This is a genomic window from Flavobacterium sp. CFBP9031 (genome assembly GCF_034044945.1).
Lineage (GTDB): Bacteria > Bacteroidota > Bacteroidia > Flavobacteriales > Flavobacteriaceae > Flavobacterium.
The window spans coordinates 237,430-253,023 of the sequence record NZ_JAXCWF010000007.1 but is presented as its reverse complement, the minus strand read 5'-3'; the positions used below and the strand labels follow the sequence as shown (position 1 = coordinate 253,023).

Sequence of the window (15,594 nt, the reverse complement as noted above, 5' to 3'; positions counted from 1 at the left end):
CTTTAATCTAATTTATAATTTATTATTCTTTGTTTTCTGGTTTAATAGGTAATCTTAATTTAATTTATCAAGTATCGGTTGATCTGTAAAAATTAATTCTGTTTGGTTATTTTCATTAAGCTGTTCCAATACAACAAACTTATTTTCTCCCGCTTTCAACCAGCATCCTGGTACATAAAGCGTTTGCTGCGGGCCTACTTTCCAGTAGCGACCAAGATTGTGGCCGTTAACAAATACAATTCCTTTTCCCCAAGCAGACATATCAAGAAAAGTATCGGCTGGTTTATCTATGTTAACTGTAGATTCATATAAAACTGGACGTCCTGGCTTTATCGTTTCGTTTTTAATAGCTGGCACTTCATTCATTGGCATTTTATACATTTCCCATCCACCACTAATTTCATATTCATTAATAAATACTGGAGAAATAATTCCTTTCGTATTATGCACTATTTCGGCTCCGTAATTAATACGTCCCATATTTTCAACTAGAATTTCTAAAATACCGTTAAAAGGAATAGAAATTGTCAACTCGTAATTTTTGAAAACTCTATTCAATTCTCCAACCTTAACTCCGTTTACATAAACTGTAGCAAAGTCTCTCAATCCCTCAATCTTTAATTTGCCAGAAGAAATTGGTTGTGTAAATCTTTTTCGATACAAAACATATCCATTTCCCTGACCTAACTTTTCAAATGTTAAAGGCTGGTCATTTACAACCGCTTTTTCTTTTTTGATCCAACTCAAAACATCCATACTCGATTTGATCGGCTGATTAGGATATTTTACTACTGGTATTTTCTCAGGAATTGGTGCTAATTTTGTTTTAGAATACTTTTGCATGACATCACGTATAGCCATGAATTTTGGTGTTGCCCAACCTGCTTCGCTAATAGGAGCATCATAATCATAGCTTGTAATATCCGGCTGAATATCACTTTCCTCATTATAATTTGCTCCAGAGGTAAATCCAAAATTGGTACCACCGTGAACCATATAATAATTAAAAGAAACACCTGCATCAAGGTACTTTTTAGTTTGACTTGCAATCTCTTCAGATCCAATTTTAATAAATGGTTCTGCCCAATGATCCAACCATCCAGAATAAAACTCTGCTACCATGTAAGGTCCTTGTCCTTTATGGTATTTATCAACCTGTTTCTTTAAATTTTCTATATTAGATTCTCCATTTGCAGTTGGCAGTACGCCTTCAACAGCACCGCCTTCAAACAGCCAAGTACCGTCAGAAGTAAAAAAAGGCTCTGGAAACCCCGTTTCTTTAAGCATATTGTAAATTGCAGTTTTGTACGCTTTATGATCCTCAGCACTAATATCGGTTCTTTGTGAAACATAAGAACCAAACTCATTTTCAGCCTGAACCATAATAATAGGTCCTCCTTGGTTAGCAAAAAGTCCTTTTACCTCTGCATATAAATGTTCTAAATACGTTTTGCAAGCTTCTAAAAATGCTTTGTTATTGGTACGAATTACTAAATCTGGATTATTTTGCAACCACCAAGGATATCCTCCAAATTCCCATTCACCGCAGGCATACGGACCTGGTCTAAGAATCACATACAATCCTTCACTTTTAGCAAGACGTACAAATTCTGCTAAATTTTTATTTCCTGTTTTAAAATCCCATACACCTGGCTCAATTTCGTGATAATTCCAAAACACATAGGTTGCCACGGTATTCAATCCCATAGCTTTAATCATTTGCAGCCTATGTTTCCAATATTCTTTAGGAATACGCTCATAGTGCATTTCTCCCGAATGTATTTTTATAATTTTCCCATCTTGTTTAAATTCTCCATTAGATATAGAAAATCCTTTGCTTTGTGCCATAGTAAAAAACGGCATCAAGCAAATCAATAATACTCCGAGCTTAAATAATATCTTATTCATTCTTTTTCAGATTATACATTTATAAACTTAACAAGCATTACACGTTAAGCTTTGTGTGAGAAACTAATTTCTTCCTAAACTCTTTTATCCAAGTTTCAAAAGAAAAAAAACTATGTTTCTATGTGTTTAAAAATATTTAATTCACCAAAATTTCATCCACAAACAACCAAGAGCTTTCTCCTTTTGGACTTTTCTTTAAGTTGCCTCCAATTACTTTTACAAAACGTGCATTTTGTTTCTGGAAATTAATTTTAAAATCTTTCAATTCCGGAACTGGATTTACCGCATACGGACGCATTATTTTACCCACTTGCGTATATTTAATTCCGTCTGTAGAAATCAACACTTTTACTTGAATTGGGAAATTAACTCCAGCACCTTGACTTTCTAAAGCCCCAACTGTAACTTGTTCTATACTTTCTACTTTCTCCAAATCGATTACCAATTCCATATCATTAACCAGCCAAGCCTGCCATTGTCCGTCATGGAAATTTTTGCTTCCGCGAATGGCATTTACCATAGTATTAGCATCTCCTTTATAACTCTGGTTGAAAGGCGTTAAGTATTTCACTTTTTTCGCAAATCCTTTATGGAAAACAATCGTATCTGTAAAAGTTTTTCCAACTGGTTTTTCGTCTTGAAATAAAGAAGCTTTTAAAACAGTAGTTTCTTTGATTTCAATTGGACTTGTATATTTTATAGCATGATGATCAATGCTTTGGTTTCCTAAAACATAGCGGATATCTGGATTTGGAAATTCATTTTTCAATTCCACTTTCACTTGTTTATTGGCCAAATCTGCTGTTGAAGAAGCGGTTACCAAATATGCGCTTTTCGCATAATTTAATCCTTGATAATCGTAACGTTTAAACATTGAAAACAATCTCGACGTAAAATCGTTCCAATTACGTTTCTCTTTCGGACTCCATAAGGTTTCTGACAAAGCCGCTAATCTTGGAAAAATCATATATTCAGAATCTTTTGGTCCCGCAATATGTTCTGCCCATAAATTAGCTTGTCCTCCTAATACGTGCGCAGCTTCCTGAGGTGTCATAGTTGAAACTACAGGATCAAATTTGTACACTTCGCTTAGTGGATTATAAGCATCAAAAGCTAATGGTTCTTCGTTTTGAGGCCCTTGGTAAAAGTTGAAATAGCAAGGCGTTTCTGGTGTCATAATTACATCGTGACCTTGATCTGCTGCTTCAATTCCGCCTTTCGTTCCTCTCCAGCTCATTACTGTCGCATCTGGAGCTAAACCGCCTTCTAAAATTTCATCCCAACCGATAACTTTTTTACCTTTTGAATTGATATATTTTTCCATGCGTTTTACAAAGTAGCTCTGTAATTCGTCAACACTTTTCAAACGCTCGTCTTTGATTCTTTTTTGGCAGTGTGGACATTTTGCCCAATTGGTTTTAGTTGCTTCGTCTCCACCAATATGAATGTATTTTGAAGGGAAAATGGTAATTACTTCATCAATTACATTTTGCAAAAACTCAAACGTAGTTTCTTTTCCAGCACAATAAATATCTGTTAAAGGCCAAACTCCTCCTGACGGAACGCCAATTCTCTGGTTGAAACAAGCCAATTCTGGATAAGCTGCAATGGCGCTGCTTACGTGAGCCGGCATTTCGATTTCTGGAATTACTTCAACTCCTTTTGTCGCAGCATATTTTACGATTTCTTTTAATTCGTCTTGTGTAAAAAATCCGCCGTAAGTTCCTTTTTCATCAGGATTTGTCGTTAATCTGGCATTCCAAGAAACATTTTCCTGATCTACTCTCCAAGCACCAACTTCTGTTAGTTTTGGATATTTTTTAATTTCAATTCTCCAGCCTTGATCATCAACTAAGTGCATGTGCAGAACATTCATTTTATGTGCTGCCAAACGATCGATCGTGGCTAAAACATAATTTTTATCGAAGAAATGACGTGATAAATCCAGCATTAAACCTCTCCATTTAAAACGAGGCTCATCATTAATGGTCAAGCTTGGAATTTGCCATTTTGCAGAACTAATCGCAAATTTACTTTCGATGGCTTCAGGAAGCAATTGTCTAACACTTTCTAAAGCATATAAAAATCCATTATTTCCTTTAGCAGAAATCACAATATTAGTTGGATTTACATCCAAAACGTAAGCTTCATTTTTTAAGTTCGGATCTGTTTTTAATAAAACATAATTACTCGCAGGAGCTTTTGTGGTAACTTCTGGTTTCCATCCTGCAGCAGTCTCAAATTTTGATGCCAAAGCATTTGCAGCGTCTTTCTGAAAATCACCGTTAACCACAAACTTTGTATCTCTTGTAAATTCAAAAACCCCCGTTTTAATAAAAGTCTGACTCGGTTTTGGAATGATCCGAATATCATTTTCCGTATAAACTTTCTGTGCATTCGCCGAGAAAATTGAAGTGATTACGGTTAATAGGAATAGTAATTTTTTCATTCTTTGTTTTTTGGTTTCTCTAACAGTTACTTATAAAGCTACTTTTAGAGATATACTTTTTTAGTTTTTGTTTGTCATCCTGAGGAACGAAGGATCACACTAGGAATTCCTCAAAGAAATTCGTCAATCTTTGTCGATCAACTAGTGTGATCCTTCGTTCCTCAGGATGACAAAACTGTGTCGTTAAACTTTGTCAAAGTTTCAAACTTTGACAGAGTTCTAAACGGTATAATTATTTATCCCAAGACATTTTAAATTTCGCGTCTTCCATTCTGTGGCCTTTTGCGTCATCAGAAACGGCGTAATTAAATCCTGACCTTAGGCTGTAACCTGCGTATTCTCCGTTTTTATTCAAAGCAATAAAACCAACTTGCAGGTATTCCATGTCTTTGTGGTTTTTATGTTTGTTGTAAATACGTTCTGTGATTTCTTTACAAGCATCATAAGGAGATTTTCCCTGACGCATTAGTTCGACAACCATAGCACTTCCGGCAGTTCTAATAACCGCTTCACCCAAACCAGTTGCCGCTGCGGCTCCCACTTCGTTATCCAAGAAAAGACCCGCGCCGATTATTGGGGAGTCACCGACGCGTCCGTGCATCTTCCAAGCAGCACCACTTGTGGTACATCCGCCAGAAAGATTGCCATCTTGGTCTAACATTAGCATGCTTATGGTATCGTGATTTTCTATATTAATAACTGGCTTGTATTTTGAATCTTCTAGCCATTTTTTCCAGTCTTTTTCAGATTCTGTAGTTAATAAATTTTCTTCTTTAAAACCTTCAGACAAGGCAAATTGCAATGCTCCTTGCCCTGCTAACATTACGTGTGGCGTGTTTTGTAATACTCTTTTAGCAACAGAAATGGGGTGTTTAATTCCTTGCAAGAAACAAACAGATCCGCAATTACTGTTATGATCCATGATACACGCATCAAGAGTCACTTTCCCTTCGCGATCTGGATATCCACCGTAACCCACACTGCGGACATTCGGATCTGCTTCAGGTATTTTCATTCCAGCTTCGATAGCATCTAAAGCTGATTTTCCTTCTTTTAAATTCTTCCAAGATTCTTTATTTGCAGGCAAACCATGATTCCATGTCGAGATGATAATTGGTTTGGTCTGTTTTTTATCTTTTGATTCAGCTTCTGGTTCATTTTCGTGATTTGCAGCAAATCCGCTTACACCCAAAACAGAACTAATGGCTAAAGTGCCTAAAGTGGTTTTCTTAATAAAATCTCTTCTATTTGACATGTCTTTTTGGTTTTAATTCAACTTTCAGAAACTAATTGTTCTTCATGTTGCTAAATTAATCAGTAATAATTTTTAATCCCAGTAAAATCGACTACAACGACGCTTTTACCGACTTAATTGTTTTTAAATTACTGTCTGATAAAGCATTTCCGTCAAAAAAGGAAACTCCTGTTGCACCATTTTTCTTAGCTTCTAAAATCGCTTCTTTCAATTCTGCATCCGATTTTAAACTTGGAATATAAATTCCTGTATTTACTTTCGTTTGTTTTCCTTCTAAATCGGCTACACCTTGTTTGGTTGCATAACCTACCCAGTCAATTTCTTCATCATAAAAACTATGATAAATCATTGGATACACTTCATCAATATTCCATTTATCCCAACGCTGGCGTACCATATGATCTGCCATTTCGGGATAAGGAAATACTGCTGCCGTTAATTTTTTATTGTGTTTATGAGCAATTTTATACGCATCGTCAACCACCGCTTTTACTGCATTTAATCTGAAGTTTTTCCACTCCATATCAATTGACGTATTATGGCTCTTTTTCGAATTTTTATGATGTTCTTTTTCGAATTTGCTTACGCACGCATCACAATAACAGAAATCAAATTGTGGCAATTCTACATCTTGCACCAAATTATACTTTGGTAATAAACTGATTGGCAAGAAAATATCCGGAAAACGAATGTAATCTAAATGTACACTTTCAATTCCTTCAACTTTAGCTAAACCTTCTACTAAACCTAAAACGTGGTTTCTAGATTCTTCTTTAGTTGGGCAAAGCCATTGGTAATAATCTACATACGGACGATTATCAAAGCAAGATTTTCCTTCTTTGCTTACTTGATACCAATCTGGATGCTGTAAAGCGATCGAATCATTTGGACGATTCATTGCCATAATCCAAGCGTGAACTTTTAGTCCTTCTTTTTTTGCAAGCGGAACTAATCTTGCTAATAGTTTCGGATCGGTTTGCGTGTTAATTAAAACTTCATCGATTCCGCCGTCTTTGTATTTTTTGAATTCTTTAGAATAATCTGAATCCGACTTTTTAGCGTCAGCAGTGGTCCAAACACCAAAAGTGAATTTACCGTTTTCCTGATCTTTATTTTCTTTTTGTCCGCAAGAGAATAAACTCAGCGAAAGCGCTAATACTAAAACTTTTGATAGTTTTTGAAACTTATTCGTTCGTAATAATTTTACCATCTTCTTTAATTATTAAGGTTTTGTTTGAAAAAGGACTTTTTACCAAGATATTAAATCCTGATGAATGATTTTCTAAAATTGGCTTTAAAGTCTTTCCGTCAACCACTATATTTTTTTTACTGATACTTTGCAACGATTTTGCCCAAGATTTATTCTTTTCGAAATATCTTTTTTGAGCGCGGTACAAAGTATACAGTTCCCATTTTACTTTTTCTTCCTGCGGAATTGAAAATTTATCATCGCTTTCTTTAGAAGAGAAGTATACATAAGCCCATTTTTCGGGCTCATGCATATTTATCACTCCCATAGGCGACCAAACCCAATTGTATTCTGGGAGAAATTTTCCTTCTGAATCTTTTTTGCGTTCGTATTTTCCGTCGATAACTGAATGCTGCCAATTCACTCTAGAGAAATTGACTTTCCAAAATTTATCTTTCGGAACAATATCGTCGAAATAAGATGTTTTATAAACCGACCACGGAATTGCAATTTCTAATGTCCAGCCTTTATCAATATCTGAAGCATTATTTAAAGTTCCATCAATCTTTACAGCCGATTTTAAACCTGTAATATTCCAATCGTTTAAAACCGTATTTTTTTCTCTGTAAGGTTTATTAATAAATAAATCCCAAGCGGTGTTTAACGCATTTATTTCTAATTCATAATAATTGTGAGTATCATTATCTGGATCAATAAAAACCTCAAAATCATTATTATAAAAAATAATCGTATCGCGTTGTCTTAGGTTTGCCCAAACGTGAGGCTCTTCCATTTTTGCCAGGATATAGTAGTAATTATCGTCCCAAAGCATTTTGACCTGAGTATTGTATTTTGGTTTTTCAACGCCTTCTATGTCGACAAAAGGTGTTGTCCAAGTTGCTTTTTCCCAGTCTTTATCTGCCCCGTCTCCGTCAATAACAATTTCCTTTGAAGTCTTATACGCAATATAACTTTTTGGTGTAACCTCTTTTTCAGATTGCGAATAACCCATCAAACCAACAAAAAAAACGGCAAGGGACAATAATTTACTTCTACTATGCATCTTTATATTATAAACTATTATCTTTTGTAAACTGAATTACTTCACTTAATTTTCCGAAAGCGATAGCAACATGTGTATCTGCTGCACCGTAATAAACTGCTAATTTATCTTCTTCAATATCGTGTAAAGCAGCGCAAGGGAATACTACGTTTGGCACATCTCCAACCATTTCATAAGTCTCTGCTGGGCCTAATAAATAAGGTTGCGTTCTGTATTTTACTTGGTCTGGCGAATTAACATCTAAAAGCGCTGAACCCATTGCATAACGGAAACCGTTGCAAGTATTAATAACTCCGTGGTAAATCATTAACCATCCTTCTTCAGTTAAAATCGGGATTGGTCCTGCTCCCACTTTTGTACATTGCCAAGCACTTTTTTCAAACGGACTTGGTTTCATTACCAATCTATGTTCTCCCCAATATTTCATATCTGGGCTGTAACTGATCCAGATATCTCCAAATGGCGTGTGTCCATTATCACTTGGACGGCTTAACATCGCATATTTTCCGTTGATTTTCTGTGGAAACAAAACTCCGTTTCTGTTGAATGGTAAAAAGGCATTTTCACATTGGAAAAATTCTTTAAAATCGAAAGTGTAACCAATACCAATTGTTGGTCCGTTGTAACCGTTACACCAAGTAATCCAGTAACGATCTTCGATCCAAACCACTCGCGGATCGTATTTATAAGCCGATTCAATCATTTCTGTATTTCCAGATTTCATCTCAATTGGTTCGTGGTTAATGTCCCAATTGATACCATCTTTACTGAAACCAGCAAAAATATTCATCTGAACTGCTTTATTATCACATCTGAAAACCCCAGCATATCCGTCTCCAAAAGGTACAACTGCACTATTGAATATACTGTTTGATGAAGGAATCGAATATCTGTCGATAATTGGATTCTCAGAATATCTCCACATTACATCTTTACTGTTTTCGGGTCTGTCTTGCCAAGGAATAGTACTCATTTTTTGTTCTTTTTATGTATTAGTTTTTTGTTTTATTCTTTTTTAAACACATAGAATCATAGTTTTTTGGAACGCTTAAAAGGCATTTTACTTTGAATAAATCACATAGCTCTATTTTGTCATCCTGACGAAGGAAGGATCACACTAGAAGCTCCGCAATCTATGTCGCCAATCTTTGTCGAGTTACGTGTGTGATCCTTCGTTCCTCAGGATGACAAACTGCACTGTTAAACTTTGTCAAATTTTTGAACTTTTACAAAGTTGCTGTACATAACAGCACGGCCAATCTTGCGTTCCCGTAGTTGAAACTACGGGCTATGTTTAAATCTATGTGTTAGAAACTAGTTTCTTTCTTTTTCCTTTTTCAAATTAAAAAAAGTCTATGTTTCTATGTGTTTAAAATTTATCGAATCAAAATAATCTCCTCTAAAATCCTGATTCTGTACTCTTTATTCTATACTCTTTATTCTATACTCTTTATTCTATACTCTTTATTCTATACTCTTTATTCTATACTCTTTATTCTATACTCTATTCTCTAAAAATCTACTCTTCTATCTTCCTAACTCGGTCTAACCAAGTAAACTTCAACACTGTAGTCGTCACTAAGAAAACCACCAATGCCACAGTCGCTTTTGGATAATCTCTAATAATGAAGTAAATTGGAAGCAGAATCATGCTTGACTGCCATACAATTCCAATTACACAATTCATCATATCCAAATAGAAATCATTATTTTTTTGGAAAGACTGATCTTCCGCTTTTAACTGTTTGTAAACTGGACCCCAGAATCCCCAAGGTCTCACATTGCTGTAGAAAGATTTCAGTACTTCTATATCTGTTGGTTTGCTTAAGTAAGTTCCTAAAAGACAACCTAAAATTGACATTCCGAAAATTAATGGGAATAAGTAAATGGATGGCACTTGCGAAAGATCATGCAAGAATGTTCCTGCTGCTAGATTTCCTTTGTTTTGATCTAAAACAAATTGAAGGGAAGCTGCGATTAATCCGCCGACCATTCCCCAGAAATAGCCCCATCCGTTAAAACGCCACCAAATCCATTTTAAGAAGTTCGCTGCAACGTAACCTCCGTAAAGAGCACTTGTAATCCAAAGTGTTAATGAGTTGATCGAATCTGCGAAGAATCCCATGAAAACTCCAAGACCAACAACTAAGAAAGAAGAAATCTGACTTACTTTAATATAGTGCTGATTTGAAGCAACTGGTTTAAAGTATTTTTTATAAATATCATTTACAATATACGCTGGACCTGCATTTACAAAAGCGGAGAATCCAGACATAAAAGCGGCTAATAAACCTGCAAGAAGAATTCCTTTAATACCAACGGGAATATAAAGATTGACCACTTTAGGCATTAATAATTCTAAATCTGCGCCCGTTAAATTTACGTTTGCATTTAATTCTGGTGCTAAATTCACTAAAGCAATAACCACAATTCCTGTAATTAATAAATATCTAGGAATGAATAAAATTAAGTTGGTAAAACCACTCATGTAAGCCGCTTCTTTAACCGATTTTGTAGAAAGAACTCTTTGTAAATCGTAGCTTGGAGTTGGTCCTGCAACACTTGCAAAGAATCCTTTGAAAAGTGTCATTCCGATGAAAGCGCCAAACATCTTATAACCTTCCGTATCAATTAATCTGTTGAACGTTTCGAATTTATCGCTCCATTGCGTTTCAAATTCCCATCCGAAGAAAACATTTTTCCATTCTGGCGTAATTACCGAATTAATCTGAATATCTGTATAATTAATGAATGCATAACCCGCGATTAAAACTCCCGCAACAATCATAATAATATATTGTACAACCTCTGTCGCTACAACAGAAAACATTCCACCTTTAACTGTATAAATGGTAGTTAAGAAAATGATTAACAAGGCATAAGCTTGTTCTGAGGTTAATAAAACGCCACCGTTCATATGAACCGTTAAATCCCAAGGAAGAATGATGGTTACAAATTTCCCGATTCCAACGAAAAAATAAGCGATAAAACCAATTGTAGAAATGATGGCAAAAATAGCCACAATAATATGAGATGCTTTTCCTGCTTTGTCGCTTCCAAAACGAGTTAAAATCCATTCGGAACCTGTCATTACTTTTGATCTTCTAATCCAGACCGCGAGGAACATCATCACAAAAATCTGATTCCATATTGGCCAAAGCCACATAAACATGAAGCTTTTTACTCCATATAAAAATAAAACTCCAATCATCCAGGAAGTTCCCGAAACATCAAACATTCCCGAGCCATTGCTCAATCCTAAAAAATACCATTTGATTGATTTCCCGCCAAGGAAATAATCGTCAAGTCCTTTTGATGCTTTTCTTGAAATCCAGATTCCGATACCGACCGAGAGTACGATATAGATTAAAATGATTGATACGTCTATTATGTTCATTAAATTATTTATTTTGAATTAGTTAGTTCAGACCCAGTTTTTGTTTGGCTGTGCTCCCATTACAAAATGAAGTACACCGCCTTTTAGCATTTCTTGGTGAGAAATCGCTGTTTTATTAAATGCTTTTCCGTTTAAAGTAACCGATTGGATATAGAAGTTTTTGTTTGAAACATTCTCTGCTTCAATTACAAAAGTTTTCCCATTTGGAAGATTTAAAGTTGATTTTTCGAAAATCGGACTTCCAATTTCGTATTCACCAGAAGCTGGATTCATTGGGTACAATCCCATTGAGCTGAATACATACCAAGCCGACATTTGTCCGCAGTCTTCGTTTCCGCTTAGACCATTTGCAGTCGTATTATATTGCGTATCCAAAATATGACGCACCCAATATTGGGTTCTCCAAGGCTGACCAGCGTGGTTAAACATATAAGCAATGTGGTGACTTGGCTCGTTTCCGTGCGCATATTGTCCGATCAAACCAGAAATATCAGCTGAAACATTGTTTCCTGTAATCTCAGAACTCTCTGTAAATAATTGTTCTAATCGTTTGGTGAAAATGTCATTTCCGCCATGAAGTTTAATAAAATTGTCAACATTATGAGGCACAAACCAGCTGTGTTGCCAAGCGTTTCCTTCTGTATAATCGGTATGTTCTCTATGGTTGGAATGTTTTGGATCGAAAGGTTCGTTCCAAGATTTTCCATCTTCAGATTTTCCTCTCATAAAACCAGATTTGGCATCAAATAAATATTCGTAAGCTTTTGAACGTTTCGAGAAAAACTCATAATCAGTTGTTTTTCCTAAAGCTTTCGCCATTTGGGCCACACACCAATCATCATAAGCATATTCTAAAGTAATGGTAACCGATTCGTCTAATAAATTATAAGGAATGTAACCGTATTTTTTGTAGAAATTCAATCCGCGTTCGTCTTGCATCATCGTTGCTTTCATAGCTTCAAAAGCTTTTTCAGCATTAAAACCTTTAATGCCTTTCATATAAGCATCCACAATAACGGGAATAGAATGATATCCTGTCATGGTATTGGTTTCATTAGCATATAATGTCCAAACCGGAAGTATCTTTTTAGTCTCGTAATATGCTAACATGGAGTTAACCATATCTGAAACTTTATTCGGATTTAAAATGGTAAGTAATGGATTTTCAGCTCTAAAAGTATCCCAAAGAGATAAAGTAGAATAAGCGGTATAATTTTTTGAAGTAACAATTTTATCATCCTCAGTTCTAAATTGTCCGTTTTTATCGCTGTACGTTACAGGCGCAACTTGAGCGTGATATAAAGCGGTATAGAAAATGGTTTTTAAAGAATCAACCGGAGTTTCAACTGTAATTTTACTTAAAGCTTTGTTCCAATCTAAAGATGCATCTGTTTTTACTTTTTCAAATTCCTGATCTTTATCTAAATTATCTTTCGCATTAGCGATACTTACAGAAGAAAGTGCCACTTTAACGCCTAATTCATTAGAGTTATTAGAATCGAAGAATAACTGTAAAGCCGTGTTTTCGGCTTCAGCATTCTTACCTGAAATTACTTTTTTATCAGCAGTAATAATAGATTCTGTAATGGGTTTAGAAAACTTCGCTACAAAAAACACTTTCTGATTTTTTGCCCAACCTGTACTATAACGGTATCCGCTGATTGTATTTGCGTCTTCGACTGTTATGGCCGTTTTTACCGCTTTGTCCCAATTAATGGCAAAACCTAAATCTACGATAACAGATTGTGTATCGTTATTATTATAGGTATACTTATGGTATGCGGTTCTTTGCGTAGAAGTTAATTCTACATTGATTTTAGGATCTTCAAGAAAAACTTGGTAATAACCCGGTATTGCTTTTTCGTTAACATGATTATATTTTGATTTATACGGTAAGAAATCGCGTGAAGCGGCTTTGGCGGTTAAGTCTAACTTTTTGTTTGTCGGCATAAATAAAATGTCTGCCAAATCACCGATTCCTGTCCCGCTTAAATGTAAATGACTAAATCCAGAAACTATCGAGTCAGAATAATGATAGCCTGAGCACCAGTCCCAGCTAGAAACCCCATTATCTGGACTCACTTGCAGCATCCCAAACGGAACTGTTGCGCCCGGATATGTATGTCCGTGCCCGCCAGTACCTATAAAAGGATCTACATAATTTGTTGCAAAACTTTGCTTATGTTGATTTTTATCTACATTTATTTTGCAACTTGCAGTTAAAATTACCGTCAGAGAAAGCAGAGTAATTTTCCTCATATCAAAACAATATTAATTTAACTTTAAATTTAGATAAATTCAACTTTTACCAAAATATTTTTAGACGGACGACATTTAAACAGCTCTAAACATCAAAAAATAGTAACAAACGACATTCTATTCTACGATTATGATTTTCAACTCAAACAAACCTTATAGTTTACCTATACGTTATCACGTTTACTTTTGGCTAACCTATTTTGTATTCAATACATTCCGCTGGGGAAGCTATTTTAACGATTATGTTTATTCATTAAAAACCACTTTACTCGGATTTCCAATTCACATGGCATTGTGTTATCTAAATATTTTGGTTTTAATGCCTTTGTTTATTTATCGCAAAAAGTACTTCCTATATATAATAAGTGTATTATCAGCGATTTTTGTCATGGTTGTTTTAAAATTCAATCTGACTTATCTATTGATTACACACGATGTTTGGCCCGAAGGTCCGCAAACCATCAGTACACTTACACTCAACTATACGATAGATATGATGATGGGTGAATTGTATGTAATGACTTTTGTTACTGCCATTAAAATCACTTTAGATTTCTTAAAAGAACAAAGACGTGTGACAGATTTAGAAAAATCGCAGCTAGAAACCGAATTGTTGTTTTTGAAGTCACAGATTTCTCCACATTTTTTCTTTAACACCTTAAATAATATTTATTCTCTTTCTGTAGAAAAATCAAACAAAACGCCAAAAATCGTTTTAAAGCTTTCCGAATTGATGCGCTACATGCTTTATGAAACAAAAGGCAAAAAACAAACTCTCGAAAATGAGATCATGTGCATTCAGAATTATCTGGATCTGGAAAGAATTAGAAACGGAGAACGACTTGAAGTAAATATGTACATTTCTGGAGATATTCATGATAAAGAAATTTCTCCTGTATTGCTTTTAACTTTCGTCGAAAATGCTTTTAAGCACGGCGTGAACAAAAACACTGGAAATGTTGTAATTGACATTAACTTTAAAGTAAAAGGAGATTTTTTATACTTTACAATTTCAAACCCAATGCCCGAATTTACCGTACATAAAGATAATTTTAACAAGTCAAGTGGTATAGGTATTGAAAACGTAAAAAAAAGACTCGAATTAGGATATAATAAAAGTGACTATAAGCTTTCATTTAAAAATAAAAAGAATATTTTTGTCGTTAAACTAGTTATAAAAGTCACATAACCCCACCTTTTATAAGTTTAGAAAACTATACCTACAAAAAACCACATATCGGCCAAAAATAACAGTACAAATGAAAATAAAGTGTTTAATTATCGATGATGAGCCATTGGCAATAAACGTTATTAAAAATTATATTGAACAGATTGAAGATTTAGAATTAGTAAATACTTTTAGCAATTCTATCGAAGGATTAAATTTCTTAAAAAACAATACTATAGATGTAATTTTTTTAGACATTAACATGCCTGTTTTGGACGGTATTAATTTTATTAAAAGTTTAGAAAACCCTCCTTTACTTATTATTACAAGTGCTTACGATCAGTTTGCGATTGAAACTTACGAGCTTGATGTTTTAGATTATCTAGTAAAACCAATTGAGTTTCCTAGATTAATGAAAGCGGTAAACAAAATCAACAAACGTCTTAATAACGCAGTTAAGCTTCCGCAGGAAAATAGCAAAGAGAATCCTTTTATTTTCGTGAAAATCGACAAGAAAAAAATGAAAAAGATTTTCTTGAACGAAATTCTAGTAATTGAAAGCTTAAAAGACTATTTAAAAATCAGTACAACTTCTGGAAAGTTTATCATTCACAGTACTTTATCTGATTTTACAAGTTTATTACCAGAGAGAGATTTTATCAGAATCCACCGATCTTATACGATTGCGATTGACAAAATTGACGCCGTTGAAGGAAACAGCATTGAAATTGAAGGACTTCGATACGTCATAGGAAGATCTTATATTGATGAAGTAAAACAGAAAATCCTGAATTCATCTATATAAAGGTTTTACCGCAAAGCACGCAAGGATTTACGCAAAGTTCGCAAAGTTTTTTCTCAAAGCTTTGCGAACTTTTTTTTTCCATTTTTTACACAACTTAGAAT

At 34.7% G+C, this 15,594-nt stretch carries 10 protein-coding genes; 2 read left to right on the top strand and 8 right to left on the bottom strand.

Features of this window, described 5'->3' with window-relative positions; all coding sequences use genetic code 11:
• Positions 1–54: 54 nt before the first annotated feature.
• The 8 genes from SOM12_RS13790 to SOM12_RS13755 form a co-directional block, all read right to left on the bottom strand.
• Positions 55–1,908 (bottom strand): beta-galactosidase family protein, encoded by a 1,854-nt coding sequence (locus SOM12_RS13790; RefSeq protein WP_320493841.1) that lies wholly within the window; start codon positions 1,906–1,908, stop codon positions 55–57.
• A 136-nt stretch (positions 1,909–2,044) separates the two neighbouring features.
• Positions 2,045–4,357, bottom strand: coding sequence for a glycoside hydrolase family 20 protein (locus SOM12_RS13785; RefSeq protein ID WP_320493840.1), 2,313 nt, complete (start codon positions 4,355–4,357; stop codon positions 2,045–2,047).
• Positions 4,358–4,589: 232 nt separating this feature from the next.
• Positions 4,590–5,612 (bottom strand): N(4)-(beta-N-acetylglucosaminyl)-L-asparaginase, encoded by a 1,023-nt coding sequence (locus SOM12_RS13780; RefSeq protein WP_320493839.1) that lies wholly within the window; start codon positions 5,610–5,612, stop codon positions 4,590–4,592.
• 91 nt (positions 5,613–5,703) lie between these two features.
• On the bottom strand, positions 5,704–6,822 hold the full coding sequence (locus SOM12_RS13775) for a putative glycoside hydrolase (RefSeq protein WP_320493838.1): 1,119 nt from the start codon (positions 6,820–6,822) through the stop codon (positions 5,704–5,706).
• A complete protein-coding gene (locus SOM12_RS13770; protein WP_320493837.1) occupies positions 6,797–7,864 on the bottom strand; it encodes a carbohydrate-binding family 9-like protein in 1,068 nt (355 codons plus the stop codon). The genes SOM12_RS13775 and SOM12_RS13770 overlap by 26 nt, the downstream gene beginning before the upstream one ends.
• Before the next feature lie 7 nt (positions 7,865–7,871).
• Complete coding sequence (locus SOM12_RS13765) at positions 7,872–8,837, bottom strand: glycoside hydrolase family 130 protein (RefSeq protein ID WP_095930371.1); 966 nt, start codon at positions 8,835–8,837, stop codon at positions 7,872–7,874.
• A 546-nt stretch (positions 8,838–9,383) separates the two neighbouring features.
• On the bottom strand, positions 9,384–11,261 hold the full coding sequence (locus SOM12_RS13760; protein ID WP_320493836.1) for a sodium:solute symporter family protein: 1,878 nt from the start codon (positions 11,259–11,261) through the stop codon (positions 9,384–9,386).
• A gap of 27 nt (positions 11,262–11,288) precedes the next feature.
• Complete coding sequence (locus SOM12_RS13755) at positions 11,289–13,520, bottom strand: GH92 family glycosyl hydrolase (protein ID WP_320493835.1); 2,232 nt, start codon at positions 13,518–13,520, stop codon at positions 11,289–11,291.
• 130 nt (positions 13,521–13,650) lie between these two features.
• Here SOM12_RS13755 and SOM12_RS13750 point away from each other — a divergent pair, with 130 nt between their 5' ends.
• Positions 13,651–14,709, top strand: a complete 1,059-nt coding sequence (locus SOM12_RS13750) for a sensor histidine kinase (protein WP_095930368.1) — start codon at positions 13,651–13,653, stop codon at positions 14,707–14,709.
• Between the two features lie 70 nt (positions 14,710–14,779).
• A complete protein-coding gene (locus SOM12_RS13745) occupies positions 14,780–15,493 on the top strand; it encodes a LytR/AlgR family response regulator transcription factor (protein WP_095930367.1) in 714 nt (237 codons plus the stop codon).
• Positions 15,494–15,594: the final 101 nt, after the last annotated feature.

Excerpts from the sequence above, each read along its gene's own strand:
- SOM12_RS13790 (WP_320493841.1), bottom strand. The coding sequence starts at position 1,908 with ATGAATAAGATATTATTTAAGCTCGGAGTATTATTGATTTGCTTGATG.
- SOM12_RS13785 (WP_320493840.1), bottom strand. The coding sequence starts at position 4,357 with ATGAAAAAATTACTATTCCTATTAACCGTAATCACTTCAATTTTCTCG.
- SOM12_RS13780 (WP_320493839.1), bottom strand. The coding sequence starts at position 5,612 with ATGTCAAATAGAAGAGATTTTATTAAGAAAACCACTTTAGGCACTTTA.
- SOM12_RS13775 (WP_320493838.1), bottom strand. The coding sequence starts at position 6,822 with ATGGTAAAATTATTACGAACGAATAAGTTTCAAAAACTATCAAAAGTT.
- SOM12_RS13770 (WP_320493837.1), bottom strand. The coding sequence starts at position 7,864 with ATGCATAGTAGAAGTAAATTATTGTCCCTTGCCGTTTTTTTTGTTGGT.
- SOM12_RS13765 (WP_095930371.1), bottom strand. The coding sequence starts at position 8,837 with ATGAGTACTATTCCTTGGCAAGACAGACCCGAAAACAGTAAAGATGTA.
- SOM12_RS13760 (WP_320493836.1), bottom strand. The coding sequence starts at position 11,261 with ATGAACATAATAGACGTATCAATCATTTTAATCTATATCGTACTCTCG.
- SOM12_RS13755 (WP_320493835.1), bottom strand. The coding sequence starts at position 13,520 with ATGAGGAAAATTACTCTGCTTTCTCTGACGGTAATTTTAACTGCAAGT.
- SOM12_RS13750 (WP_095930368.1), top strand. The coding sequence starts at position 13,651 with ATGATTTTCAACTCAAACAAACCTTATAGTTTACCTATACGTTATCAC.
- SOM12_RS13745 (WP_095930367.1), top strand. The coding sequence starts at position 14,780 with ATGAAAATAAAGTGTTTAATTATCGATGATGAGCCATTGGCAATAAAC.